The organism is Tenacibaculum piscium, assembly GCF_021390755.1.
In the GTDB taxonomy this organism is placed as follows: domain Bacteria; phylum Bacteroidota; class Bacteroidia; order Flavobacteriales; family Flavobacteriaceae; genus Polaribacter; species Polaribacter piscius.
Map to the genome: position 1 here is coordinate 134,691 of NZ_JAJGWR010000004.1, position 24,864 is coordinate 159,554.

The 24,864-nt window shown below is 30.2% G+C and carries 25 protein-coding genes; 17 read left to right on the forward strand and 8 right to left on the reverse strand.

Translation table 11 applies throughout. The features are described 5' to 3' along the window. Window positions 1-10 precede the first annotated feature (10 nt). Window positions 11-469, reverse strand: a complete 459-nt coding sequence (locus tag L0U72_RS08455) for a GreA/GreB family elongation factor (protein ID WP_233898881.1) — start codon at window positions 467-469, stop codon at window positions 11-13. Window positions 470-583: 114 nt separating this feature from the next. On the opposite strand from L0U72_RS08455, the gene L0U72_RS08460 reads away from it, so the two are divergent. Continuing rightward, the gene (locus L0U72_RS08460) at window positions 584-1,036 is read left to right on the forward strand and encodes a hypothetical protein (RefSeq protein ID WP_193699954.1); all 453 of its coding nucleotides are present in this window, start codon (window positions 584-586) and stop codon (window positions 1,034-1,036) included. Between the two features lie 3 nt (window positions 1,037-1,039). On the opposite strand, the gene L0U72_RS08465 is transcribed toward L0U72_RS08460, so the two are convergent. Then, entirely contained in the window at window positions 1,040-1,510 is a 471-nt protein-coding gene (locus L0U72_RS08465; protein ID WP_233898882.1) for a hypothetical protein, read from the reverse strand. A gap of 384 nt (window positions 1,511-1,894) precedes the next feature. On the opposite strand from L0U72_RS08465, the gene L0U72_RS08470 reads away from it, so the two are divergent. From L0U72_RS08470 to purD, 5 genes are all read left to right on the forward strand, one after another. Next, a complete protein-coding gene (locus L0U72_RS08470) occupies window positions 1,895-2,038 on the forward strand; it encodes a hypothetical protein (RefSeq protein ID WP_159459607.1) in 144 nt (47 codons plus the stop codon). A 533-nt stretch (window positions 2,039-2,571) separates the two neighbouring features. Then, window positions 2,572-2,982, forward strand: coding sequence for a ribonuclease P protein component (gene rnpA, locus L0U72_RS08475; RefSeq protein ID WP_101918550.1), 411 nt, complete (start codon window positions 2,572-2,574; stop codon window positions 2,980-2,982). A 17-nt stretch (window positions 2,983-2,999) separates the two neighbouring features. Then, window positions 3,000-4,601, forward strand: coding sequence for a S41 family peptidase (locus L0U72_RS08480; RefSeq protein WP_233898883.1), 1,602 nt, complete (start codon window positions 3,000-3,002; stop codon window positions 4,599-4,601). Between the two features lie 54 nt (window positions 4,602-4,655). Continuing rightward, window positions 4,656-6,347 carry a DUF6909 family protein gene (locus tag L0U72_RS08485; protein ID WP_101918548.1) on the forward strand — a complete coding sequence of 564 codons (1,692 nt, stop codon included), beginning with the start codon at window positions 4,656-4,658 and terminating at the stop codon, window positions 6,345-6,347. Window positions 6,348-6,405: 58 nt separating this feature from the next. Beyond that, window positions 6,406-7,680 (forward strand): phosphoribosylamine--glycine ligase, encoded by a 1,275-nt coding sequence (gene purD / locus L0U72_RS08490; protein ID WP_233898884.1) that lies wholly within the window; start codon window positions 6,406-6,408, stop codon window positions 7,678-7,680. 93 nt (window positions 7,681-7,773) lie between these two features. Here purD and L0U72_RS08495 read toward each other — a convergent pair whose 3' ends face one another. Both L0U72_RS08495 and L0U72_RS08500 read right to left on the reverse strand, forming a co-directional pair. Further along, window positions 7,774-8,817: a sensor histidine kinase gene (locus tag L0U72_RS08495; protein ID WP_233861599.1), complete on the reverse strand. Its 1,044-nt coding sequence runs from the start codon at window positions 8,815-8,817 to the stop codon at window positions 7,774-7,776. Window positions 8,818-8,901: 84 nt separating this feature from the next. Beyond that, a complete protein-coding gene (locus tag L0U72_RS08500; RefSeq protein ID WP_101918545.1) occupies window positions 8,902-9,591 on the reverse strand; it encodes a response regulator transcription factor in 690 nt (229 codons plus the stop codon). A 245-nt stretch (window positions 9,592-9,836) separates the two neighbouring features. On the opposite strand from L0U72_RS08500, the gene L0U72_RS08505 reads away from it, so the two are divergent. Further along, window positions 9,837-10,553: a 3'-5' exonuclease gene (locus L0U72_RS08505; protein ID WP_233898885.1), complete on the forward strand. Its 717-nt coding sequence runs from the start codon at window positions 9,837-9,839 to the stop codon at window positions 10,551-10,553. A gap of 89 nt (window positions 10,554-10,642) precedes the next feature. Here the strand turns inward: L0U72_RS08505 and L0U72_RS08510 are convergent, their stop codons facing one another. After that, a complete protein-coding gene (locus L0U72_RS08510) occupies window positions 10,643-12,517 on the reverse strand; it encodes an ABC-F family ATP-binding cassette domain-containing protein (protein WP_233898886.1) in 1,875 nt (624 codons plus the stop codon). Window positions 12,518-12,656: 139 nt separating this feature from the next. On the opposite strand from L0U72_RS08510, the gene L0U72_RS08515 reads away from it, so the two are divergent. The 6 genes from L0U72_RS08515 (at window position 12,657) to L0U72_RS08540 (ending at window position 19,820) form a co-directional block, all read left to right on the forward strand. After that, on the forward strand, window positions 12,657-14,318 hold the full coding sequence (locus tag L0U72_RS08515; RefSeq protein ID WP_233898887.1) for an ABC transporter ATP-binding protein: 1,662 nt from the start codon (window positions 12,657-12,659) through the stop codon (window positions 14,316-14,318). Between the two features lie 88 nt (window positions 14,319-14,406). Next, window positions 14,407-15,423 carry a sugar phosphate nucleotidyltransferase gene (locus L0U72_RS08520; RefSeq protein WP_233898888.1) on the forward strand — a complete coding sequence of 339 codons (1,017 nt, stop codon included), beginning with the start codon at window positions 14,407-14,409 and terminating at the stop codon, window positions 15,421-15,423. 61 nt (window positions 15,424-15,484) lie between these two features. Next, window positions 15,485-16,462: a hypothetical protein gene (locus tag L0U72_RS08525; RefSeq protein ID WP_233883250.1), complete on the forward strand. Its 978-nt coding sequence runs from the start codon at window positions 15,485-15,487 to the stop codon at window positions 16,460-16,462. 58 nt (window positions 16,463-16,520) lie between these two features. After that, window positions 16,521-17,291, forward strand: a complete 771-nt coding sequence (locus L0U72_RS08530) for a DUF4292 domain-containing protein (RefSeq protein ID WP_233898889.1) — start codon at window positions 16,521-16,523, stop codon at window positions 17,289-17,291. After that, window positions 17,291-18,754 (forward strand): murein hydrolase activator EnvC family protein, encoded by a 1,464-nt coding sequence (locus L0U72_RS08535; protein WP_233883246.1) that lies wholly within the window; start codon window positions 17,291-17,293, stop codon window positions 18,752-18,754. The genes L0U72_RS08530 and L0U72_RS08535 overlap by 1 nt, the downstream gene beginning before the upstream one ends. Window positions 18,755-18,764: 10 nt before the next feature. Beyond that, window positions 18,765-19,820, forward strand: coding sequence for an AI-2E family transporter (locus L0U72_RS08540; RefSeq protein WP_233883244.1), 1,056 nt, complete (start codon window positions 18,765-18,767; stop codon window positions 19,818-19,820). A gap of 98 nt (window positions 19,821-19,918) precedes the next feature. Here L0U72_RS08540 and L0U72_RS08545 read toward each other — a convergent pair whose 3' ends face one another. Then, the gene (locus L0U72_RS08545) at window positions 19,919-20,446 is read right to left on the reverse strand and encodes an acyl-CoA thioesterase (protein WP_101918537.1); all 528 of its coding nucleotides are present in this window, start codon (window positions 20,444-20,446) and stop codon (window positions 19,919-19,921) included. Window positions 20,447-20,599: 153 nt separating this feature from the next. Between L0U72_RS08545 and dprA the strand changes: the two genes are divergently transcribed. Together dprA and L0U72_RS08555 are read left to right on the forward strand one after the other, a co-directional pair. Next, window positions 20,600-21,703, forward strand: a complete 1,104-nt coding sequence (gene dprA / locus L0U72_RS08550; RefSeq protein WP_101918536.1) for a DNA-processing protein DprA — start codon at window positions 20,600-20,602, stop codon at window positions 21,701-21,703. Window positions 21,704-21,744: 41 nt separating this feature from the next. Beyond that, complete coding sequence (locus tag L0U72_RS08555) at window positions 21,745-22,830, forward strand: hypothetical protein (protein ID WP_233883240.1); 1,086 nt, start codon at window positions 21,745-21,747, stop codon at window positions 22,828-22,830. Between the two features lie 62 nt (window positions 22,831-22,892). Here L0U72_RS08555 and L0U72_RS08560 read toward each other — a convergent pair whose 3' ends face one another. Beyond that, window positions 22,893-23,081 (reverse strand): hypothetical protein, encoded by a 189-nt coding sequence (locus L0U72_RS08560; protein WP_233883238.1) that lies wholly within the window; start codon window positions 23,079-23,081, stop codon window positions 22,893-22,895. Window positions 23,082-23,297: 216 nt separating this feature from the next. Between L0U72_RS08560 and L0U72_RS08565 the strand changes: the two genes are divergently transcribed. Together L0U72_RS08565 and L0U72_RS08570 are read left to right on the forward strand one after the other, a co-directional pair. After that, window positions 23,298-23,591, forward strand: a complete 294-nt coding sequence (locus tag L0U72_RS08565) for a type II toxin-antitoxin system HigB family toxin (protein ID WP_233898890.1) — start codon at window positions 23,298-23,300, stop codon at window positions 23,589-23,591. A 2-nt stretch (window positions 23,592-23,593) separates the two neighbouring features. Then, on the forward strand, window positions 23,594-23,959 hold the full coding sequence (locus tag L0U72_RS08570) for a helix-turn-helix domain-containing protein (RefSeq protein ID WP_233898891.1): 366 nt from the start codon (window positions 23,594-23,596) through the stop codon (window positions 23,957-23,959). A gap of 23 nt (window positions 23,960-23,982) precedes the next feature. On the opposite strand, the gene L0U72_RS08575 is transcribed toward L0U72_RS08570, so the two are convergent. Next, a complete protein-coding gene (locus L0U72_RS08575; protein WP_233898892.1) occupies window positions 23,983-24,840 on the reverse strand; it encodes a DMT family transporter in 858 nt (285 codons plus the stop codon). Between the last annotated feature and the right edge of the window lie 24 nt (window positions 24,841-24,864).

Consider the following 24,864-nt stretch of genomic DNA (forward strand, 5'->3'; position numbering starts at 1 on the left):
TGAATTATTACTACAAAATTTCCACAATTTTTTGTTCCATAGTATTAAAAACAAAACCATCACCTTGTTTTTTTCCTAATAAAATACGACCTATTGGCGAAGACACAGATACCGCAAAATAAGGCTGATTATCAATGATTAATTGCCCTGAACTAATACTTAAATAAAACGAATTTTTGGTTGTTTTCACAAGACTTCCTAAGTGTGCGATTTTTGAATTTTCTTGCGAATTTTGAGTATTTATTTTAGACAGTATTTCTTTCATTTTGATAATTCCGTGAAGTTGTTGTCCTGCTTTTTCCATTTCTAATTGTAGCATTGCTCTTCCTGTTTTGTGCTTGTCGCCTGCCGAACTTTTAGTTTCTGATTGCAAAGCTTTTTGATTCGATGAAATAATTTCTTCGACTGTTTTTAAACGATTTGCTACAAAAATTACACATTGTTCATACAGTTTTTCTTTAATGCTCATATAAATATTTTGTATTGATTAAGTTTTAATCTTTTTAAGATATTATAAACCTTATCTTTTATAACTTGGTATATTAGTTGTAATATATAAAATTAAACCCTAAAAAGTACTACTATGAAATTAGTTGGAATCTTATTTTTAATACTTTTTTTAACACAATGTGCTAGTGTTACATCAAATGATACTTTGCCTTTTAGCATAAAAAAAGCATCTTATTCTCTTGTTAATGATTCACTTTATAATAGCAATCTGAATTTAATAATTGAATTTACATCAGATAAAACTGTTGATTTTAAAAAAGTATATTTTAAACATAAAATAATGAATCCTATTATTGAGCATACAATGGGTAAAAAATATATTAGTGCACATTCTAAAACAGCGATAAATAAAGCGATAAAAAATTTGGTATTAGATGTCAATCCTGAAAAAGAATACGGAAACAAAATTCTTATAAATAAAGAAAAATTTCCGTATCAATTAAAAGACAATCAAGCTATTATCGAATATAAAATAAAGAATAAAAATTATATTTATAAAATTGAAAATATCCATTTAAAAAAATAAATGCTAAGACATATCTAAATAGCTAATTTTTGTGATGCGATTACTTGTTTGATCAAATTCAATATTAATAAAATTATCACAATCCTCGCAAGGCGTATATATGATACTTTTTGCACCATTTCTTCCTGGGCTAAAAACGACAGTTCCTAATAATTTAATATCATCACCTACGGTAATGCTACTATTTTTTAGGGTTAATTTATATTGATTGTTTTTTATTTCAAAAGATTCGATATAAATTGTATTTCCTTCAAGGGTTGAAAAATCAACAGTAAATCCATCAAAAACAAAATAAGTACTATTATTTTCAGCCGTTTTATAAGATGTTATCGTTCCTAATAAGGCTTGAACTGCGTCTTGTTTTCCTTGTGTTTTTTTGAGGTCTGCTAATGAAATATTATTTATTTTAAAGGCATCTAATTCGGAGGCAGTAACAATATTACTAGTTTGACTTTTAGCAATAAAACTGCTCAATATAAATAGACTTATTATAAAATTTTGAATCATATTTTTTTAATGATTTTGAATTTGAAAAAAAGGATTGAAATTACGGATTTAAATTATTAGAAACGGTTTTATTTGGTTATTTTTTTTTAAAATTATTTAAACAGAAACATACAAAATCTATGCCGAATATTCGTTAATTTCTAGTGTGATAAATCTCTTTTTAGAGGCTATTTCAACAAAGAAATGCTGGATAAAAACGGTACTTATAGGTCGTGTATTTTTCTTAAAAACAAATACTTAGTCAATTTAGGGGTTAAAAAAACAAGGCATTAACGATAAATTTTCAAAACCTGATAAAAATCATATTTTAAACACAGAAGTAGTGCTATTTTTGTCGGAAAAGTATATAATATGATACAATTGGTTAATTTACCACTGGTTTCTTGGACAAACGGTACTATTATGATTGCAATTTTCGCACTTGTTTGTGTAGGATTAGTTGCGACTCTTTTAATTCTTATTGGTACAGGAAGTACTGGTAAAAAGAAGGAATAAATTTTATTTATAGTTTTTTATAGTTATTCTTTAAAAGGAAATACTTTTTATTTTATGCTGGGGGGCTTATTATTTAGGCTATTTCTTTTAAATTAAAGTTTAATCTAATATGTTTTTTTATAGTTATTCTTTATAAGAAATGTTCTAATATATTATGCTGGGGGGCTACTATTTGGGACATTTCTTTTTATTGATAAAGTTTAATTTAGTATGGTTTTTTTATAGTTAATTTTTAGAAGAAGTGCTCTATTTATATGTTAGTGGTTTAGCGTCTAGAGTGCTTCTTCTTTTTATTTTTTGAGTATTATATCTTCATTTTTGTTTGATTTTCTAGTTAATTTTTTTATTTTTTGTTTGGAGCTATTTCCCGCTTTCCGCACTCGCTTTTTTTTGAAGAAAAATCAAAAAAAGAGCTCAAACAATTGCTTCAATCGGGGCTAGATTTTTTTATATTGTTTTGGCAATCTTGATAAGTTGGTTAATTTTTATAAAGATTGTGCAGTTTTGTGTATGTTTATGTATGTTTGTATCAGATGAAATTTACATTAGGCAAGCAAGAACGATTAAAGAGCAAAAAGCTACTAGGCAAGCTCTATGAAGAGGGAAAATCTATTAAAGTTTTTCCACTTCGCATGGTATATATACAAACGGAACATAGTTCGAAATTTCCTGTTCAGGTAGGAGTTTCTGTTGCGAAAAGGAATTTTAAGAGTGCGGTTGATAGAAATCGTCTGAAACGATTATTGCGTGAAACGTATCGAAAAGAAAAATATACGGTATATGATGCGGTACAAAAGCCTCATATTTTCATGATTTCTTATATTGCAAAAGATCATTGGTCTTATGCTGATTTAGCGCTTAAAATGAAGAAATTACTAACTCTTTTTGTTGCAGAAATCAATAAAGAAGAAAATGGAAAGATGAACGATACATCGAAAAAGTAAACCACTAAATAATGATGATGAAAAAGAAACTATTTTTTTTAATTTTTATCCTTATTATTGGCGGATTATTTTCGTTTCAATCTCGATTTTTTGAAATTGCAAAGCAACTAGAGATTTACAACAATTTATTTAAGGAATTAAACATTAATTATATTGATGAGATTAATCCTGCGGAATTAACGGATAAAGCCATTAAAAGTACGCTTAAAAATTTAGATCCTTACACGAGTTTTTATAACGAACAAGATGTTGAAACTGCCAGAATCAGACGTGAAGGTGAATATGGTGGTCTGGGAATTGCTATTTTTAACAATAAAAAAGGGTTGGTTATTTCGGAGGTTTACCAAGGATTTTCTGGTGATAAAGCAGGTTTAAAAATCGGGGATATTATTACTTGGGTCGATGGTCAAAAGTTAGCTGAATTGCCTAAAAAACAACGCTCACAAACGTTAAAAGGAACGCCTAACAAAGAACTTTCATTACGTATTGACACCAATAATAAGACTCAAGAAATTAGGTTAAAATTAGATAAAGTTATTTTAAATCCTGTGCCATTTTATAGCATGATTAATAGCGAAACAGGGTATATTGTTTTGCGTAAATTTACCAATCAAAAAGCGACCGAACAAGTACGCAATGCTTTCAAGGAACTCAAGGAAAAAGGAATGAAAAAGTTAATTTTCGATTTGAGAAACAATCCTGGAGGTTCGTTATATGATGCCGTAAATATCACTAATTTATTCATTCCTAAAGGATTAAAAGTAGTCGATACCCGTGGGAAAATTGAAAAAAATACACGAACCTATAACACAAATCAACAACCTTTAGATACTCAAATTCCGTTGGTTGTTTTAATAAATGATCGCTCGGCTTCGGCTTCTGAAATTGTATCTGGAGCTTTGCAAGATTATGATCGAGCCGTTATTATGGGCGAACGCTCTTTTGGAAAAGGTTTAGTGCAACGTTATTTTAAACTGAATTACGGTACACAAATGAAAGCCACTATTTCTAAATATTATACGCCAAGCGGACGTTGTATTCAAGAATTAGATTATGCAAATCGAAATGTAAAGACAGGAAAAATTCCTAAATTTTCAGAAACAGCGACTCATATATTTACCACCAAAAATGGACGAAAAGTCTACGATGGCGGTGGCGTAACTCCTGATATAAAAACAGGATTTGCTAAAAAATCAGCCGAAACAAAAAAATTATTACAATCAAAAGCTATCTTTAATTTTGTAACCGATTTTATACAGAAAAAATCAACTTCTAAAAATTTAGATTTTAAAAATTTTGAAAAATACCTACTAACTATAGATACCACTTTTGTAACAACTCCAGAAAAACTCTTTAAAAAAGCCTATACTTCTGTAAAAAATAATACCACAATTTCAACAACCTATAACAGTATTACGCAACAATTAAAAGCTGATAAAATTGAAAAAATAAGAGACAATCAAGATTTTTTATCCAAAGAAATACAAAAAGAACTTATCAAAAGAAATGCGTATCAACAAGGCGTATTTAAACAACAACTTCATACTGATACAACTATTGAAAAAGCAGTGAAATTATTGGATAATCAAAAAAAATATCAACATATTTTAGCCAAATAAAACCCTTTATATTATTTCTATAAGTTGTATTTGGTATATTTGATGTAAAAAAAGATGCAAAAACCAACTCATAAAGAACGTAGCAGATCACAAGAATCTACCAATGCCATTGAAAAATTATATATCTCGATGCGTCATTTATTTAGTCGTGGATTTTATAAACCAATGGGAATCTCTGGTGAAACATTACGAAAATCACTACTGCAATTAAGACCCGAAATTTACGGCTCAATCGCCGAAGATAAAACCGAATTAAACGGACTTATATACGTTATTGAACGATTGCCTGAAGGAATTGAAGAATGCCGATTCATCTATTTAACTGCCGATGAAGGCTTTAAAAATTCTGAATTTAAAACAATTATCCCACCTAAAAGAAGACGAAATTGTTATCGTATCGATAAAGACCAAATGAATATTGAAATTACACGAGGACGCTCCGAAATTTACGATATTCTAACTCATATTACCTTTCTATTTATTGAATCACATAAAATAAAAGACCGTGTTATAAACGACAATGAAGACGGATTTATCAGAGAATGGCTCATTTTAGAAGATGCCGTACTTTACAATAAAACACTGAATCATCAAGAAAAAGATGTGCTTGTAGTACACCTTGGAAATATTTTAGGACGGAGTTATGACCAAATATATGACGCTTACAATACCTTTGCTTCTGAACAAAACCCAAACCGATTCTTTCATTTAATTTACTGGTTAGGAAAACTCGCTATCAACGAAACGCTAAACGATCAAAAACGTTCTGTTAAATTTAGTAGCGTGTTAATTGAAGAAATTGGACATCATTTTTATGGCGAAATTTGGGCAAATACTATCAAAAAAAATCTTCTTGAAAATAACTTATTAGAACGTCCAATTCATATTATTAGTGCCAATATGCACAGTGTTATGAACAGTATTTATGCTAAAAATGCCTTGCCGAAAGAAGCAAAAAAATACAAAAATTTTGAACTTTTTGAAGCATTAAGCAACGCTAATAGTCAAAATTTACAAAAAGAAGTAAAAAAATATGCTTCCGAAAATGGATTAATCTATATAAAAGATACTTCTGGAACAAATATCAACGTTCAAATTATTGATACTGATAAAATAAATTTTGAAAATACTTCTTTTGATAAAGTCAATTCAGCAGCTCAAAAACCTGTACTCATCGTGATGGATTACGCCTTTGGAGAACAAGCCTTTGAAACCATGGATGAACTACTAAAACCCTATAAAATTAAACATAAAACAACCACTAAAACAGTTCATTTAGAGGTAGCGTCAATTTCTATTATGGGAAAAGCAGGAATCTTAGAGGGAGGAAAAGGCGATATTATGATTCCATCGGCACATATTTTTGAAGGTACAGCAGATAATTATCCTTTTAAAAATGAATTAACTAAACAAGATTTAGAAGGTTTTGGCGTAAACGTTTTTGAAGGTGCGATGGTCAGTGTACTTGGAACTTCACTACAAAATAAAGATTTATTAAAATTCTTTCACGATTCTACTTGGAATGTAATCGGACTCGAAATGGAAGGTGCTCATTATCAAAAAGCCATTCAATCAGCATCAAAAATTAGAGGAAATATTCGAGAAGATGTTAAAGTACGATACGCCTATTATGCCTCTGATAATCCGCTAGAAACAGGCGCAACACTCGCCTCTGGAGGTTTAGGAATGAGTGGTGTAACACCTACCTATGCCATTACTCAAAAAATACTAGAACAGCTGTTTTAATACTTATATTTGCAAAATAAAACAAGACAAAAACAACACGAAACACACCATATATATCATGAATATCTTAATTTTAGGGTCTGGAGGTAGAGAACATGCCTTTGCAAAAAAACTTTCTGAAAGTAACAAAATAACCAAGCTTTTTGTAGCTCCTGGTAATGCGGGAACAAGTGCTGTAGCTACGAATATCGCTATTAATCCAACAAATTTTAACCAAGTAAAAGAGGTTGTTTTACAAAATGACATTACCATGGTTGTCGTAGGTCCTGAAGCACCTTTAGTCGAAGGGATTCACGATTTCTTTTTAGCTGATAGCGAGTTAAAAAATATTGCGGTTATTGGTCCTAAAAAAGACGGTGCTTTGTTAGAAGGAAGTAAAGATTTTTCAAAGCAATTTATGATTAAACATGGTATTCCTACCGCAAGATATGAATCATTCACCAGCGAAACCTTACAAAAAGGACAGGCTTTTTTAGAAACGTTATCACCTCCGTATGTTTTAAAAGCGGATGGATTAGCAGGTGGAAAAGGTGTTTTAATTTTAACTGATTTAGAACAAGCAAAATCAGAATTAAAAGAAATGCTTTCCAATCAAAAATTTGGAGATGCTTCAGCAACCGTTGTTATTGAAGAATTTTTAAAAGGAATTGAACTTTCTGTATTTGTTTTAACCGATGGAAAAAACTATAAAATTTTACCTTCTGCCAAAGATTACAAACGAATTGGCGAAGGCGATGCTGGTTTAAATACAGGTGGAATGGGTGCTATCTCTCCTGTTCCTTTTGCTACCGATGATTTCTTACAAAAAGTAGAAGATTTAGTGGTAAAACCAACCATTAATGGTTTACAGAAAGATGGAATTGATTACCGTGGCTTCATTTTTATTGGATTAATGAACGATAACGGAAATCCATCAGTTGTAGAATACAATGTGCGTATGGGCGACCCTGAAACAGAAGTTGTCTTACCAAGAATTGAATCTGATTTAGTGGATTTATTCGAAGGTGTTGCGAACAGAACTTTAGATGAAAAATCATATAAAGTAACTTCTCAAACAGCAACAACAGTTATGTTAGTTGCAGGTGGATATCCTGAAGCATACGAAAAAGGAAAAGAAATTACTGGTTTCGATTTAGCAGAAGATTCGATTGTTTTTCATGCAGGAACAACTCTAAAAGATGGAAAAGTAGTCTCAAATGGCGGAAGAGTGATGGCAATTACTTCTTTTGGAGATTCTATTCAAGAAGCCCTTGATAAATCATATAAAAGTATCGACAAAATTTCTTTTGAAGGAATGAATTATAGAAAAGATATTGGTTTTGACTTAGTTTAAATTCTCTTAAATTAATGTAAGAATCTATTTCGTCAATTATAAAAACAAAAAAAGGAGTTGCTAAAAACAACTCCTTTTTTTATTGAATTTAAATTACATCGCTTTTTCTAAAGTAAATGAAAATTCAGAACCTTTACCATATTCACTTTTTAATAAAATGGTTTCATTATGAGCCTCAATAATATGTTTTACAATCGATAATCCTAAGCCTGAACCGCCTTGATCTCGAGAACGACTTCGATCTACTCGATAAAAACGTTCAAATAAACGAGAAATATGTTCTTCTTTAATTCCTTCACCATCGTCAATTATTTTGATAATAAACTTATTCGGATTGTAACTTTCGACACTAACCATAGTGCTACCGCCTATTTTTCCATATTTTATAGAATTTACAATCAGGTTGATTAACACCTGTTCGATACGCTCAATATCTCCTTTTACAAAACGAGGAAATTCATATATTTTATCGAATAATAAGGTAATATTTCGTTTTTTAGCCTTCATTTCAAACAAATCAAAAACATTTTGAATCAATTCAATAATATTGAAAGTTTCAATATTCATCTTCATTCCTTCAGTTTCTAATTTAGCAATCATATCTAAATCTTTAACGATAGAAGCTAAACGTTCGACTCCTTTATTGGCCCTTCCTAAATATTTAGTACGGATTTCTTTATCTTCAGCAGCTCCTTCAATCAGAGTTAAAATATAGCCTTGCACAGTAAAAAGTGGTGTTTTTAATTCGTGCGCTACATTTCCTAAAAAATCTCTTCGAAAGGAATCTCGTTGTGTTAATACTACGATTTCCTTACTTCTATCTTCGACATAAGTTTGCAAACTTTTGGTTAATGCTTCTACATCGGTGGTTACTGTTTTTCGTTCTAAATCATTGACATCTAAAATAGAAATTTCTTCATATAATTTTTTTACTCTTCGATATATAAAGTGTTCCGCTCGATATTGAATAATAAAAAAAGAAAAAATAAACATGACAATTCCAAACACAAGAACAGCACCGATTCCTAATAAATTAATCAACAGAAAATAGGATAATAAGGCTATTATAACAGAAATTGACGTAGAATAAAATGCCGACCACAGGGCATATCGGTATGTTTTTTTGATTTTTTTCATATAAAAAAATAGATTGCTTTTACAGCAATCTACCTAATTTTTATTAATTTATTGATTTTTTTTGATACAAATATTACTCGTATTTTATTCTTCTAGTACAAATTTATACCCAACACCTTTAACGGTTTTGAAAAAATCATCACCAATTTTTTCTCGTAATTTACGAATATGAACATCAATTGTACGTCCACCAACGACTACTTCATTTCCCCAAACGCTATCTAAAATTACTTCTCTTTTAAATACTTTTCCAGGTTTTGAGGTTAATAATGATAATAATTCAAATTCTTTTCTTGGTAAGGCTATTTTTTTATCACCTTTTAACACAACGTATTCATCTCTGTTAATAACAATATCGCCTAATGTTGTGGTTGTATCAGTTTTGTCTTCGGTTTTTAAGCGTCTTAGTAACGACTTTATTTTGCTAACTAATACTTTGGGTTTTACAGGTTTGGTAATATAATCATCAGCACCAGCATCAAAACCAGCCATTTGTGAATAATCTTCACCTCTAGCAGTTAAAAAAGAAATAATTACATTTTCTAATGATTTAATATTTCTAATTTTCTCACAGGCTTCAATACCATCCATTTGAGGCATCATAATATCTAATAATATTAAATGCGGGATTACTTTTTTTGCTAATTTTACTGCTTCAGCACCATTACTTGCCGTAAAAACTTGATAGCCTTCTGATTTTAAGTTATACCCAACAATTTCTAGGATATCTGGCTCATCATCAACTAGTAAAATTTTAACATCATTCGTGTTCATAAGTCATTTTATATTATGTTACCCAAAAGTAACTATAAAATTACAAACCTTGGTATTTCTGGTTTAACTTAACGTTGATTTAATCATTCATAAACATTCTGCTTAACTACTAGCGGATAATATGCTTACTATTTTTTTATTTTGATTTTTGTATCTTTTTATATCTTTATCTTGTATATTTATCTTGTATCTTTATGTTGTTTTTTTATAAAATCGATACAGAACATCACTTATACCTTTAAAAAATGCTACAAAAAACAGTTTTAGAAAACATTTTATTTTTAGATATTGAAACCGTTCCTGAACAGGAATTTTTCACTGATTTATCCGAAGAAAAACAGGCACTTTATGCGTTAAAAACGGCGTATCAACGAAAAGAAGAAATTGATGCCAACGATTTTTATCATCGAGCAGGAATTTGGGCTGAATTTGGAAAAATAATTTGTATTTCGGTGGGTTTTTTTGTGGCTATGGAAGATAAAAAACAACTTCGAATCAGGTCTTTTTCTGGAGATAATGAGGCTACTATTTTAGCTGATTTTAAAGAATTACTCGATAAGCATTTCAGCCAAGATAAGTATTTATTATGTGCTCATAATGGTAAAGAATTTGATTTTCCATATATTGCTCGTCGCATGATTATCAACCGTATTGATTTGCCTAAAAAGCTGAATTTATTTGGTAAAAAGCCCTGGGAAATTCCACATTTAGACACCTTAGAATTGTGGAAATTTGGCGATTACAAACACTATACTTCCTTGCAATTATTAACTACTATTTTGGATATTCCTTCGCCAAAGCAAGATATTGATGGTAGTGAAATTTCAAAAATATTTTATCAAGAAAAAAACCTTCCTCGCATTGTTGAATATTGTGAGAGAGATACGATTGCCGTTGCACAGCTTTTGTTACGTTTTTTAAACAAACCGTTACTTGATGAATCGGATATTATAAAAGTATAAAACACGTAATAAATCAGATAAAAAAAACACGTTTAAAATATTTTTAAACGTGTTTTCTTTATTTTTTTTAAACAACTGTTATTTTTAAATTATTCACCTTCAATTTTCATTGAAAGCTCAAACCAACGTTCTTCTTTGGTTTCTAGAGCTTCGATAATTTCTTGTAATTCTTTTGATTTATCGTTAATTTCATCAGCAGAAAACTCCACATTCATAAACTTTGTTTCAATAACTTGTTTCTTCTTTTGAAGTTTTTCAATATCTTTTTCTAATAAGCCCCATTCTCGTTTTTCATCAAAACTTAAAGCTACTTTTTTATTTGTTTTAACGGGAGTGGCAATTGCTTTTTTAGCATCATTTTTTACTTCTCTTGCTTCTTTTACTTTAGAATCTTCATAGGCTCTAAAATCAGAATAATTACCAGGAAAATTATCAATAACTCCATCGCCTCTAAACACAAATAAGTTATCTACAATTTTATCCATAAAGTAACGGTCATGGGAAACTACCATTAAGTTACCAGGATAATCTAATAAGAAATTTTCCAATACATTTAGAGTAACAACATCTAAATCGTTGGTTGGCTCATCTAAAATTAAAAAGTTTGGATTTTGAATTAAAATAGCACATAAATACAATCGTTTTTGTTCTCCTCCACTTAATTTTTCAACAAAATCGTGTTGTTTTTTTCTATCAAACAAAAAGCGTTCTAAAAGTTGTCCTGCCGATATTTTACGTCCTTTTGATAACGGAATATATTCTCCAAATTCTTTTACGACTTCAATAACTTTTTGTCCTGGTTTGATAACAATTCCGTTTTGCGTATAATACCCAAACTTGACAGTTTCACCAACCACAACTTTACCGCCATCTAATTCGATTCCGCCAGTAAGCATGTTTAAAAAAGATGACTTTCCCGTACCATTTTTACCAATAATTCCGATACGTTCGCCACGTTTAAACACATAATCGAAACCGTTTAAAATCACTTTATCATCAAACGATTTTTGCATTTTATGAAGTTCTAAAATTTTACTTCCTAAACGCTCCATATTAATTTCCAGCTGAACTTCGTGTTCATTACGGCGTTTGTGTGCTTTTTCTTTGATTTCATAAAAATCATCGGTACGAGATTTCGATTTTGTCGTACGAGCCTTTGGCTGACGACGCATCCAATCTAATTCTTTTTTAAATAAACTTTTTGCCTTTCCTAAATTGGTTGCTTCAAGTGCTAATCGTTCTTCTTTATTTTGTAAATAATACGAATAATTTCCTTTGTATTTATATAATTGTCCGTTGTCTAATTCGATAATTTCATTACACACACGCTCTAAAAAATAACGGTCGTGTGTTACCATAAATAAGGTGATTTTTTCCTTGGCGAAAAAAGCTTCTAACCATTCAATCATTTCTAAATCTAAATGATTTGTTGGCTCATCTAAAATTAATAAGTCGGGTTTTTTGATAAGTACGATTGCCAATGCCAAACGCTTTTTTTGCCCTCCAGATAATTTGCTTACTTTTAATTGTAAGTTATCTAATTTTAATTTTGATAAAATTTGCGTGTATTGTGTTTCAAAATCCCACGCATTGTATTGCTCCATCAATTCAAAAGCTTCTTGAAAAGCATCGGCATTATCAGGATTTTCTACGGCTTTTTCATATTGTTTTATAACTGATAAAACTTTATTATCCGTAGAAAAAATAGTTTCTTCAATCGTTAACTCAGGATTTAACGTATCGGCTTGCGATAAATACGCAATATCGATATCTTTTCTACTAACAACCTGTCCAGCATCAGGAGTATCAACCCCTGCAACGATATTTAAAATAGAGGTTTTTCCACTACCATTTTTAGCAACAAAAGCTATTTTTTGATCTTTATTAATTCCGAAAGAAAGGTCGTCAAATAACACTTTTTCTCCATATGCTTTTGCAATGCCCTCAACTGATAGATAATTCATAAAATCTAAATTTTATGCAAAGAAACAAAAAACCCGAGCAAATGCTTTAGTTTTTCTTTATCAAAAAAGAATATCAAAAAAATGGTGTCAAAAAAAAATACTGCTTTTTTTATACTACTTTTATTAAAATTTTCCAGAAATGCTTCAAGTTCATAATTTAGCGATTCGTTTTAAAAACGAAACTCCCGTAATACAAAACGTTTCATTTACACTACATCCGAATAAAATACTCGGAATTGTTGGCGAAAGTGGTAGTGGAAAATCGGTAACTTCCTTAGCAATTTTAGGATTATTACCAAAATTTGCACACATCACAGGCGAAATTTTATTTAAAAAACAAAACCTTCTGAATTATCATCAAAATGACTTCCAGAAAATTAGAGGACAAGAAATCGCCATGATTTTTCAAGAACCGATGAGTTCTTTAAATCCAACAATAACCTGCGGATTTCAAGTAGCTGAAGTATTTGAAAAACATACTTCTTTATCAAAAAAAGAAATAAAAAAAAATGTTATTGCATTATTTGAAAAAGTAAAACTACCACGAGCAAATGCCATTTTTAACGCCTATCCGCACCAAATAAGTGGCGGACAAAAACAACGCGTTATGATTGCCATGGCAATTGCCTGCAAACCAACTCTTTTAATTGCTGATGAACCAACAACCGCCTTAGATGTTACCGTTCAAAAAGAAATAATTCTGCTTTTAAAAGAACTGCAACAAGAATATCAAATGGCAATTATCTTTATTTCTCATGATTTAGAATTAGTCGCCGAAATTGCCGATTCCGTAGCCGTAATGCGTCAAGGAAAAATTGTAGAACAAGGAACAACCAAAGAACTTTTTTTACATCCCAAAGAAAATTATACCAAAGCACTCTTAAACTCAAAACCAACCACTAAAAAACGCTTCAAAATACTGCCAACCGTTCGTGATTTTATCAATAACACTGTAAATACAACCATATATACACAAGAAGAACGCCAAGAATTTCATCAGAAAATATATCAACAAAAACCGCTGTTAGAAATTAAAAACTTACACACCTATTTTGTATCTAAACCAAATTGGTTTTCTAAAAAAAATACCGTGAAAGCCCTAAATGATGTATCTTTTAAAATATATAAAGGCGAAACACTCGGACTCGTAGGAGAAAGCGGATGCGGAAAAACAACCCTCGGAAGAACTATTTTACAATTAGAAAAAGCTACTTCAGGACAGATAATTTATAAAGGAAAAGATAGCACAAAACTCGCTAAAAAAGAATTGAAAAAATTACGAAAAGAAATTCAAATCATCTTTCAAGATCCTTTTTCATCACTAAACCCAAGAATTACCGTAGGAAATAGCATTATAGAGCCCATGAAAGTACATCGTATTCTTAACTCATCAAAAGAACGAAAAGAATATGTGTTGAATTTATTAGAAAAAGTAGGACTCGAAAAAAAACATTTTTATCGATATCCACACGAATTTTCAGGAGGACAACGACAACGAATCGGAATTGCCAGAACTATCGCCCTACAACCAACATTAATTATTTGTGATGAATCCGTTTCTGCATTAGACGTATCAGTACAAGCACAAGTACTAAACCTTTTAAATCAACTCAAAAATGAGTTTAATTTTACCTATATTTTTATCTCACACGATTTAGCAGTCGTCAAATATATGTCCGACCAATTAGTCGTTATGAACAAAGGTAAAATTGAAGAAATTAATGATGCCGATGAAATTTATCGAAATCCAAAGAAAAAATATACCCGAAAATTAATACAAGCAATCCCAAAAGGATACTAATTTTTTTTCAATACTTTTTTTAAATAGTATATATTGCAACATTAAAATAAGAAAACAAGAGAAATTTATTAAAAATTATAAAAATAATATGAAAATTATAGTTCCAATGGCAGGAATAGGCTCTCGATTAAGACCCCATTCTTTAACAACTCCTAAACCTTTAACCGTTATTGCTGGTAAACCAATCGTACAACGTTTAGTAGAAGATATTACCGCAGTGGTAAACCAACCAATTGAAGAAATTACCTTCATCATTGGAAGCACTGCAAAAGGATTTCCTGCCGATACCAAAGATAAATTAATAGCCATTGCAGAAAGCTTAGGAGCCAAAGGTTCTGTATTTGTTCAAGAAGAAGCCTTAGGAACTGCACACGCAATTTATTGTGCCAAAGAAGCCTTAAAGGGTTCGTGCGTTGTAGCTTTTGCTGATACCTTATTTAAAGCAGATTTTACGTTAGATGCAAACGCAGATGGCGCTATTTGGGTGAAACAAGTCGAAGACCCAAGTGCATTTGGTGTCGTGAAATTAAAAGATGGTTTTATTACCGATTTTGTTGAAAAACCAACAGAATTTGTTTCTGATTTAGCTATTATCGGAATCTATTATTTTAAAGATGGTGATAAACTTCGTGAAGAAATTAAACATTTAATTGACAATGATATCAGACCTTCTGGTGAATTTCAATTAACAGAAGTTTTAGAATCTTTAAAACAACAAGGTGCTAAATTTATCCCTGGAAAAGTAGATGCCTGGATGGATTGTGGTAAAAAAGATCCAACGGTTGATACTAACAAACAAGTTTTAGGATTCGAACAAGCAGATGGAAATAATTTAGTTGCTGATGATGTTGTTTTAGAAAATTCAGAAATTATTCAACCCTGTTATGTTGGAAAAAATGTTGTTTTGAAAAATACAAAAATAGGCCCTTATGTTTCTATTGGTGAAAATAGTATTGTTGAAAATTCAACAATTGTAAATTCATTAATTCAAACAAATGTTCGCATTCAAAATGCCAAATTAGACAACGCAATGATTGGTAATCATGCAAAATATAATGCAAATTATACATCTGTAAGCATCGGTGATTACACAGACCTTACATAAAAAAAATATCCCACAATTTTTAACGGCAAAAATTAAACTATTTTTGCCGTTATTTTTGCTGTTGTGCATTATTCTAAACATTAAAGCACAAAAAAATAATACCGAATTTCAAGAAAATTTCTTCAAAGCACTCACCGAAAAAGCTATTTTTAATCCTAAAAATGCCCTCGGATATTTAGAAAATTGCCTCCAAATACAACCCAATAATACCGCCGTATTATTCGAAATCTCTAAAAATTATACCGAACTTAAACAACATACACTAGCCTTACAATACATCAATCTCGCAATTGATACACAAGAAAAAAAGCAAGGGAAAAAGCAAAAAGAAGCACAACGTAAATGGCTCTTACATCACAAAGTAAGCATTCTTAAAAAACTTCAAGATTTTACACAAGCCATAAAAATACAAGAAAAAATAGCTCAAAAAGATCCCAAAGAACAACAAAATTTAGTCTTTCTTTATTTGCAAAATGATGATATCGTTGGTGCTAAAAAAGTATTATCCGATTTAAAAAAAGCCAAACTCTTAAATCCGAGACTTCGAAAAATTCAAGAAAAACTAAACCAAAATAACAACACAAAAAATCAAAAAAAAGATATTGTAAGCAATTCAACAACAAAAACCGTAAAAAAAATTGCAACAAAAAAGGAAAACGAAAAACTAAAAAGTACCTTCGAAAAAGAAAAATCATATCATAATTTGAAATTGTTACTAGAAAATTTATCTTTAAATTTTCAAACAAATAATAACGTAAATAATCAAAAATATACCAAGGATTTAATAAAATATAGCCAACAAGGAATAATGCTTTTCCCAATGCAACCCTTCGTATATCTAATTAACGGAAAAGCGAACAATCATAAAAATCAATACAAAAAAGCATTGCAAAATTTGCTAAATGGCATCGATTTTGTAATTGATTCCACCGAAAATCAAGCCCAATTCTATGTGGAAATAGCCAAAGCATACAAAGGATTAAAAAAAATCGACAAAGCAAAAATATATCAACAAAAAGCCAACGAAATTACACCATAACACTACTATAACGCTATTGTAATTCTGACTTAAATTGATTCCCTATTCCTGAAAATTTATGAAATATTTTGTTCTAATTACCCTATTTTGTATCAGTATTACTTCGTGTAAATCAAGCAAAAATAGTATCGAAAATACCAATGCTATTAAGGAAATGTCTGCACGTAGCGTAGCTAAAAAACATACCCAAGCAAACTTTAAACAAAAAACAGTAGACGCACACTTAAAAATAAAATATACAAACCCAACAGAAAAAATAGCATTCTCCGTACGTATGAAAATAGAAAAAGGAGAAACTATCTGGCTCAAAGGAACAAAATTTATTACCGTATTTAAAGCTAAAATCACCCAAAATAAAATACAATTTTATTCGCCTTTATATAAAAATTATTTTGATGGAGATTTTAAAATGCTACAAAAAATACTAGGAACAACCCTTAATTTCAACCAATTACAAAATATGTTGCTCGGACAATCGGTATTGAATGTTAGAGATAATCGACAAAATATTGCCATTCATAATAACGCATATCAACTATCCCCTAGAAAACAAGCCGAACTTTTTGATATTTTTTTTCAAATCAATCCGAAACACTATAAATTAAACAAACAATCCATTGTAAACACCTCCAAAAAACAACGATTAGACATCTCATATCCAAAATATTACAATGAAAAAGGCGTGCTATTTCCTCAACAAATTTACATACACACCAAAGAACCTAAAAAGTTTACCAATATTGATATCATTACCAAATCAGTAGCCTTTAACACCAACATAAATATTGATTTTAAAATACCAAAAGGCTATAAAGAAATTAAATTATAATGAAAAATATCGCCGTATATCTTTGCTTTTTCTACTATTTCTTTACAAGTTTTAATGCCTTTTCTCAAGAAATAAAATCTCTTGAAGAAAAACATCAAAAACTTAAAAATGAAATCAAACAAATTAATAACCTGCTCTTTGAAACAAAAAAAGAAAAAGGAAACGCACTAGAAGATTTAAAAGATTTAACTCAAAAAATTGATACTAGAGCCGAATTAATCGAAATCATTGAGCTAGAAGCACGTAAAATTTCAACAGAAATAACAGAAAATCAACAGAAAATAAAAAAATACAAGCGACAACTCAATAATTTAAAAAAAGAATATGCCGATATGGTCGTGAAAACCTATAAAAGCAAATCACAACAAAGTAAAACCATGTTTTTATTATCGTCTAAAAGCTTTCACCAAGCCTATAAAAGACTCAAATACATGCAACAATACAATGAATATCGAAAAAAACAAGGGAAAGTAATTATCGAAAAAACAACCGAAATTCAAGAAATTAACAAGACCCTAGCCCTTCAGAAAAAAGCAAAAGAAATACTTATTTCTGATGAAAAACTACAAAAAGAAACCATCGAAACTGATAAAGAAAATCAAGAAATCTTAATCACCAAAATTAAAAAAGAAGAAAAAAAATACAAAACAGTATTACTCGATAAAATAAAAGAAGAAAAAGAAATTACAGCACGTATCGATAAATTAATTAGAAAAGCAATCGCAAAAGCAAATGAAAAAAAGAGAGCCGAAGAAAAAGCAAGAGAAAAAGCACGCAAAAAAGAACGCCAACTAAAAAGAGAAAAAGAAAGAAAAATAGCAATCGAAAAAGCCAGAAAAAAAGCCAACGAAATTGAAAATGAAAATGAAAGAGCTATTGCAATCATAAAAGCAAAAGAACTTGCCGAGAAAAAAAGAAAAGAAATCGACAAAGAAATTGCCAACGAAAAAGCCAAAGAAAAAGAAAAACAAAAATTAATCGCCAAAGAAAAAGCAAACAATAAAGAACCCAACAATACCTTCGTTTTAGATGATGATGAAAAAGAATTGTTACTTGAGTTTGAACAAAATAAAGGAAATTTACCCTGGCCAGTACAAGGAATTATTACCCGAAAATACGGCGTACAACCACATCCAACATTTTCTGGAATTAATATTAATAGCCCAGGATTACACATTGCCGCAAAACAAAATGCCGATGCTAAAAGTATTTTTAATGGCAAAATCCTTGCGCTACAAACACAATCTGCAGGTAAAAAATCAGTGTTAGTTCAACATGGTAATTATATTTCTGCCTATAATAACCTCGAAAAAGTATACGTCAAAAAAGGCGACCGTGTAAAAACAGGCGATAAAATTGGTAAAATTTTTACCGATAAAATTTCAGGGAAAACAAAGTTGCTTTTTGTACTATTTAAAAATACCGATAAACTAAATCCTGCAAAATGGATTCGTACACATTAACCCAAAAAACATGAAAAATTCTGCAAATCTTATCATCATTATTGTTTTCATTATTGCCGCTCTAGTGATTGGTAAAGGAATCCTTATTCCATTCATTTTTGCCCTGATTTTTTGGTTTCTAACACGTGAAATTCGTAAAACAATTTATAAAATACCCTTTGCTAAAAAATTTATTCCCATTTGGTTAAGTAATATTTTAGTCTTTACCATGATTATTATTAGTTTTAGTTTTATATCAGAAATTATAACCAATAGTATTATGAATTTATCAAGTTCGTACTCAAAATATGAACCCAATATTGATGTGGTTATCAAAAATTTAAACAACTATTTTCATATTGATATTGTAAAATCAGCCAAAACAATTTTTGGCGATTTTAATTACGGAGCCGTATTAGCAGAAACTGCCAATGCAATTAGCGGATTATTAGGCGATACTTTTATGATTATCATTTATGCGTTGTTCATGTTTTTAGAAGAAAGTAGCTTACAAAAAAAGCTTGCTAAAATTTTTTATACGAATGAAACAGATACTGAAAATCAAGAAAATAAAAATGAAAATATGCATCGAATGTTATCAAAAATTGAATTTTCAATTTCAAATTATCTTCGATTAAAAACCTATGTAAGCCTACTTACAGGAATTTTAAGTTATAGTATTCTACTAATTGTTGGTATTGATAGCGCACCTTTTTGGGCTTTTTTAATCTTTTTATTAAACTATATTCCGACCATTGGTTCTTTAATTGCAACTGTTTTTCCAGCTATTTTTAGCTTAATTCAATTTGGAGAATTCACTCCTTTTTTAGTAGTATTGATAGCCGTAGGAGCTGTTCAAGTAATTGTTGGAAATATTATTGAACCTAAAGTTTTTGGTAAATCACTGAATTTAAGTCCACTTGTAACGATATTATCGCTGGCAATTTGGGGGAAAATTTGGGGCATTACAGGCATGATTTTAAGTGTACCGATTACCGTAATTATGATTATTATTTTCTCTCAATTTGAAAAAACAAAATCAGTTGCCGTCCTTTTATCTGAAAATGGTGAAATTGATAAAATTTAAACAGAATATCAGAAGTTATAAAAATAGAAAAAACGATTGCTTTTAAGAACAATCGTTTTTTTTATAAATTTATGTAAAATAAAGCTGTGATTACTTAGTTATTTTTCTTCTTCTTTTCCTAAGAAAACAGCTTTTAATTCTGTAGCTTCTTTTGGATCTAATTTCCCAGCCAATACCAAACTTAATTCCTTTCTACGCAAAGCACCATCATAGCGTTTTTTCTCTAATTCAGTTTCTGGAACTATTTGTGCAACGGGTACAGGTCTTCCTGTTTCATCGACTGCGACAAAGGTATAAATTCCTTCATTTACTTTCGTTTTTACACCAGATTGACGGTCTTCCGTCCAAACATCTACATAAATTTCCATAGATGAATTAAAAGCTCTTGATACTTTTGCTTCCACCGTAACAACACTTCCCACAGGCACTGCTTTTGAAAAAGCAACATGATTCACCGAAGCCGTAACCACAATTCTTCGAGAATGACGACGTGCCGCAATGCTACAAGCTCTGTCCATACGGGCTAATAATTCACCTCCAAAAAGGTTGTCTAAATAATTAGTTTCCCCTGGTAAAACAAGGTCCGTTAGTACGGTTAATGATTCTATAGGTGTTTTAGCTGTCATCAATTAAATCGATTAAATTTTAATGCAAATATACATAAAGCTAAAAAGCAAGTGCTTTTAATTTTGATTATTTATAGCCGATTATAACTTGTCAGGAAGTATTGCCAATCGTATTTTTGCTTTTTTATATTTTGATATTCAAACAATTGCCCTATGAAATCCGAAGAAATTTTAGCCATTTTAAGACTACAAGCCACCAAAAATGTAGGTGATATTATCGCTAAAAAATTAATTGCCAGTACAGGAAATGTCGAACAAATATTCAAAGAAAAAGCAAGCACACTTCAAAAAATAAATGGCATCGGCAATCATGTAATACAACAACTTTTAAATCCTGAAAATATAAAAAAAGCAACCGAAGAATTTGAATATATCCAAAAAAATAACATTCAATTTTCTTATTTTTTAGAGGCTGAGTATCCGCAGAATTTAAAAAACTGTATTGATGCCCCTATCCTATTTTTTAAAGATGGAACTATTAATTTAAATAGTCAAAAAATAATATCGATTGTTGGAACAAGGAAAATAACCACCTATGGACGTGATTTCTGTCATCAATTAATCGAAGAATTAGCCAGCCATAATCCGATAATTGTAAGTGGTTTTGCTTACGGTGTCGATATTTGTGCGCATAAATCGGCTATCAAAAATAATCTGCAAACCATTGCCGTTTTAGCACACGGTTTAGAACGAATATATCCACAAACACATAAACAATATTGTGCTGAAGTCACCCAAAATGGCGGATTTATTACCGAATTTTGGCACCAAGAAGCTCCATTACGTGAAAATTTTTTAAAACGAAATCGGATTGTTGCAGGCATCTCCAAAGCAACGATTGTTATTGAATCTGCCGAAAAAGGAGGCTCGCTAGTAACCGCCGATATTGCCAATTCCTATAATCGAGATGTTTTTGCGCTGCCAGGTAGAACAACCGATGTATACAGTAAAGGCTGTAATAATCTAATCAAAAATAACCAAGCACATTTATTAAATACCCCCAAAGATATCATCAAAATGCTCAATTGGGATGTGCCAACAACTATACAAAAAACACCAATTCAAAAAGAATTATTTATAAATCTAACCAATGAAGAACAAAAAATTTATGATTTCTTACATCAAAATGGCAAACAATTATTCGATGTAATTGCCTATAAATGTGAAATTCCTGTATATAAATTATCATCATTAGTACTGCAAATGGAACTCAAAGGAATTCTCAAACCTTTACCTGGGAAACTCTTTGAAGTTTAGTATCTTTAAAAAATTGACGCAAGAAAATTGACGTAAGAAAAATGACACAAGAAAAATTAATATCCCAAAGGAAACCAGCATATCCTGTTACCAAAAAATTAGCACTTTATTTAAAAAAACACAATCGCACTATTCAAATACCCATATTTTATGACGATTTATTGCGATATCAAGGCGCAATTACGGTCTATGATAAAAATGATAAAGATACCTTATGGGTCCGCGTTTATTACAATGAATTCGAACGAGAAGAAATCGATTTTAGCTTAAAAAAAATATATAATATTTTACATTCAAATGGTTCTGATGCTAGTATTCAACACTTAAATGTTGATGCGGTAGACTTCTGTACCTTCGGAAATTCACAACCTTTTAGAGTGAAAGTTCGTAATATTTTAAATGATAATTACACCTATTTTTACGTTAAAAAAACCGATGCTTCTCGTATTTATGGACTCGAATTAGAAGATATTTTATCACCTTATAACTTAAATTTTTTGGTGTATAAAGACACCTTAATTGAAGAACATATTTCAGGGATTCCTGGAGATGTTTTTATTAATGATTATTTAGAGGATTGTATTGATATTGAAAAAGCACAAATAGCCAAAGAATTTGTGAAGTTTAACGAACGCTGTATGATTCGTTTATTAGGTGATATGCGTTCGTATAATTACGTGGTCGTTCCTACGCACGATTTTGAAAATGTCATCTATAAAATTAGACCCATCGATTTTGATCAGCAATGTTATGAAGGAAAATTTAAAGTGTATTATCCGCAATTTTTTAAAGAAAATTTAAAATTTGTGCAATTAGTCGCCCAAAAATTAACCTCCGATTCTATTGAACAATATCAATTGGAAGAACGCTCAATTGTAGCTAAACGTATTTTAGGATCTCGTTCTCGCTTAAACAGATTGCTTGCTGCGATGAAATCTGACACTATTTCTATTCCGAAAAATATCGAAAAATTAAAAGCTGAAATTTTTGATTTTACAGGTGATATCAATTTTAGAGATAGCGACGGAATGGGCGAAATATTATACAATGCACTAACCTTTGTCCGCCGAAACTACGAAGATGTTACGATGAAAAGTATCATACAACAACAACAAAAAGGGTATTAGGTTTATTAGCGTCTATTTAAACTTTTATGAAATTTAAACAGGCGCTACCTATAATAAGATTTTTATTTTTCAGAAGATTCCTTTAATAATTTATATCGTTTTTTATATTTTCGGTATAAATAGAAAAAATAAATTGTTAGAAGTGGATGAATAATAACAAAAATCCAAATGTTTGCAGATTTATACCCTAATCCTGTTACGTTTCCTACGTATTGTAAAATATCGACGCATATATCAAAGAGTTTGTTCATAGTTTTTCTGATTCATTTTTTTTAATTTTTAAATTTACGCTTTCTTTAATTTTAAAACTAATTAGAACCTAAATTATGAGGATGTTAGCCTAAAAGTATCATACAAAAAAACCATTCCCCATCACCTCCTACTCCTTACGCTTTCAATAAAAAAGCACATAAAAATACCAAAACGGGAACTTTTTATTATATTTGCAGTATATAAAGAATAAATTTGTGAGAATAATATCAAGAAGAACACTACGAGAATTTTGGGAAAAACACGCTGATAGTGAACAACAATTAAAAGCTTGGTATCGAGAAACAGAAAAAGCATCTTGGAAAAACATCAATGAACTAAAAGTGGAATATCCAAGTGCTAGTGTTTTAAAAGACAATAAAATAGTTTTTAATATTAAAGGAAATAATTATAGACTTATTGTTAAAATGAACTTTGAATTTCAAATATCTTGGATTCTATTTATTGGAACACATGCCGAATATGATAAAATTAATGCTAACAAATTATAATTATGCAAATTAAACCGATAAAAAACGAAGCAGATTACCAAGAAGCTCTTCATAGACTTGAATTTATTTTTGATGCAATAAAAGGAACAAAAAAAGGAGATGAACTTGAAATCCTTACCATTCTAATTGACAAATATGAAAATGAAAATTTTCCAATTGAAATGCCTGACCCTATTGAAGCGATTAAATTCAGAATGGAGCAAATGGGAATGAAACAAAAAGACCTTGCAGAACTTGTTGGTTTTAAAAGTAGAGTAAGTGAAATTTTAAATAAAAAACGAAAACTGACTTTAAAAATGATTAGAAAAATTAGTGATTCATTGCATATTCCTACTGATGTTTTAATACAAGAATATGTTGCTGAATAAAATTTTATAAAACAACTTTTCAATCACCTCCTACTCCTCACACTTTCAATAACAACGGTTGCTAAAATTAAAGAACCACCAATAAAAGTATTCCATGTTGGTATTTCATTTAAAAAGATAAATGCCAAAATAATCCCAAAAATAGGTTGTACGCTACTAATAATACTCGCTGTTGAAACCGTAAAAAACTGTAAAGAATGTACCATTAAGCTATGCCCAATTGCCGTAGTTAAAAGTGCCAATAATAATACATACGGATATTGGTTTTCAAAGCCTGAAATATCCATAAAAAACAAGACAGGTAACAAACAAACCGTAATAATTAACGTTTGATAAAACATCAACATCGTTCCGTTATATTGAATTACATATTGCTTTAACATTAAAATTCGGATGGCATAAAATAAGGCGGATAACAATCCAAATAAAATCCCCTGAACATTCGAACTTTCTAAATTAAATTCAGGCGATAAAACATAAAGCCCTAGCAATACCATACAGCCAAAAACAATGTAAATCGGATTAAATTTTACTTTTAAAAATAAGGGTTCTAAAAAAGCAACCATCACAGGAAAGGTGTATAATGACAGCATTCCAATGGCAACACTCGATAATTTTAAGGCATAAAAATAGGTAATCCAATGCCCTGCCATAAAAATTCCGCTGATAATAAACGGCATAATATGTTTGCTTGATTTTATAGTTAAATCTATTTTTTTAAACTTACAGAAAGCCAATAAAATTAACATCGCAAACACCGAGCGAAACCAAATAATTACTTCTGAAGGCATTGCAATATATCTTCCTAAAACTCCAGAAGTACTCACAAATAAGGTTGCCAATAACAAGCCCGATATATTTTTTGAATGATTATTTTGCATTTTATATTTTTTTCAACAAGGGGT

Bases quoted from the DNA above. Each gene is read 5' to 3' on its own strand.
- L0U72_RS08520 (WP_233898888.1), top strand. From the start codon at position 14,407: ATGAAAATTATAGTTCCAATGGCAGGAATAGGCTCTCGATTAAGACCC.
- L0U72_RS08540 (WP_233883244.1), top strand. From the start codon at position 18,765: ATGAAAAATTCTGCAAATCTTATCATCATTATTGTTTTCATTATTGCC.
- L0U72_RS08500 (WP_101918545.1), bottom strand. From the start codon at position 9,591: ATGAACACGAATGATGTTAAAATTTTACTAGTTGATGATGAGCCAGAT.
- L0U72_RS08505 (WP_233898885.1), top strand. From the start codon at position 9,837: ATGCTACAAAAAACAGTTTTAGAAAACATTTTATTTTTAGATATTGAA.
- L0U72_RS08470 (WP_159459607.1), top strand. From the start codon at position 1,895: ATGATACAATTGGTTAATTTACCACTGGTTTCTTGGACAAACGGTACT.
- L0U72_RS08535 (WP_233883246.1), top strand. From the start codon at position 17,291: ATGAAAAATATCGCCGTATATCTTTGCTTTTTCTACTATTTCTTTACA.
- rnpA (WP_101918550.1), top strand. From the start codon at position 2,572: ATGAAATTTACATTAGGCAAGCAAGAACGATTAAAGAGCAAAAAGCTA.
- L0U72_RS08515 (WP_233898887.1), top strand. From the start codon at position 12,657: ATGCTTCAAGTTCATAATTTAGCGATTCGTTTTAAAAACGAAACTCCC.
- L0U72_RS08480 (WP_233898883.1), top strand. From the start codon at position 3,000: ATGAAAAAGAAACTATTTTTTTTAATTTTTATCCTTATTATTGGCGGA.
- L0U72_RS08545 (WP_101918537.1), bottom strand. From the start codon at position 20,446: ATGACAGCTAAAACACCTATAGAATCATTAACCGTACTAACGGACCTT.
- L0U72_RS08460 (WP_193699954.1), top strand. From the start codon at position 584: ATGAAATTAGTTGGAATCTTATTTTTAATACTTTTTTTAACACAATGT.
- L0U72_RS08530 (WP_233898889.1), top strand. From the start codon at position 16,521: ATGAAATATTTTGTTCTAATTACCCTATTTTGTATCAGTATTACTTCG.
- L0U72_RS08485 (WP_101918548.1), top strand. From the start codon at position 4,656: ATGCAAAAACCAACTCATAAAGAACGTAGCAGATCACAAGAATCTACC.
- purD (WP_233898884.1), top strand. From the start codon at position 6,406: ATGAATATCTTAATTTTAGGGTCTGGAGGTAGAGAACATGCCTTTGCA.
- L0U72_RS08455 (WP_233898881.1), bottom strand. From the start codon at position 469: ATGAGCATTAAAGAAAAACTGTATGAACAATGTGTAATTTTTGTAGCA.
- L0U72_RS08560 (WP_233883238.1), bottom strand. From the start codon at position 23,081: ATGAACAAACTCTTTGATATATGCGTCGATATTTTACAATACGTAGGA.
- L0U72_RS08555 (WP_233883240.1), top strand. From the start codon at position 21,745: ATGACACAAGAAAAATTAATATCCCAAAGGAAACCAGCATATCCTGTT.
- dprA (WP_101918536.1), top strand. From the start codon at position 20,600: ATGAAATCCGAAGAAATTTTAGCCATTTTAAGACTACAAGCCACCAAA.
- L0U72_RS08570 (WP_233898891.1), top strand. From the start codon at position 23,594: ATGCAAATTAAACCGATAAAAAACGAAGCAGATTACCAAGAAGCTCTT.
- L0U72_RS08495 (WP_233861599.1), bottom strand. From the start codon at position 8,817: ATGAAAAAAATCAAAAAAACATACCGATATGCCCTGTGGTCGGCATTT.
- L0U72_RS08510 (WP_233898886.1), bottom strand. From the start codon at position 12,517: ATGAATTATCTATCAGTTGAGGGCATTGCAAAAGCATATGGAGAAAAA.
- L0U72_RS08575 (WP_233898892.1), bottom strand. From the start codon at position 24,840: ATGCAAAATAATCATTCAAAAAATATATCGGGCTTGTTATTGGCAACC.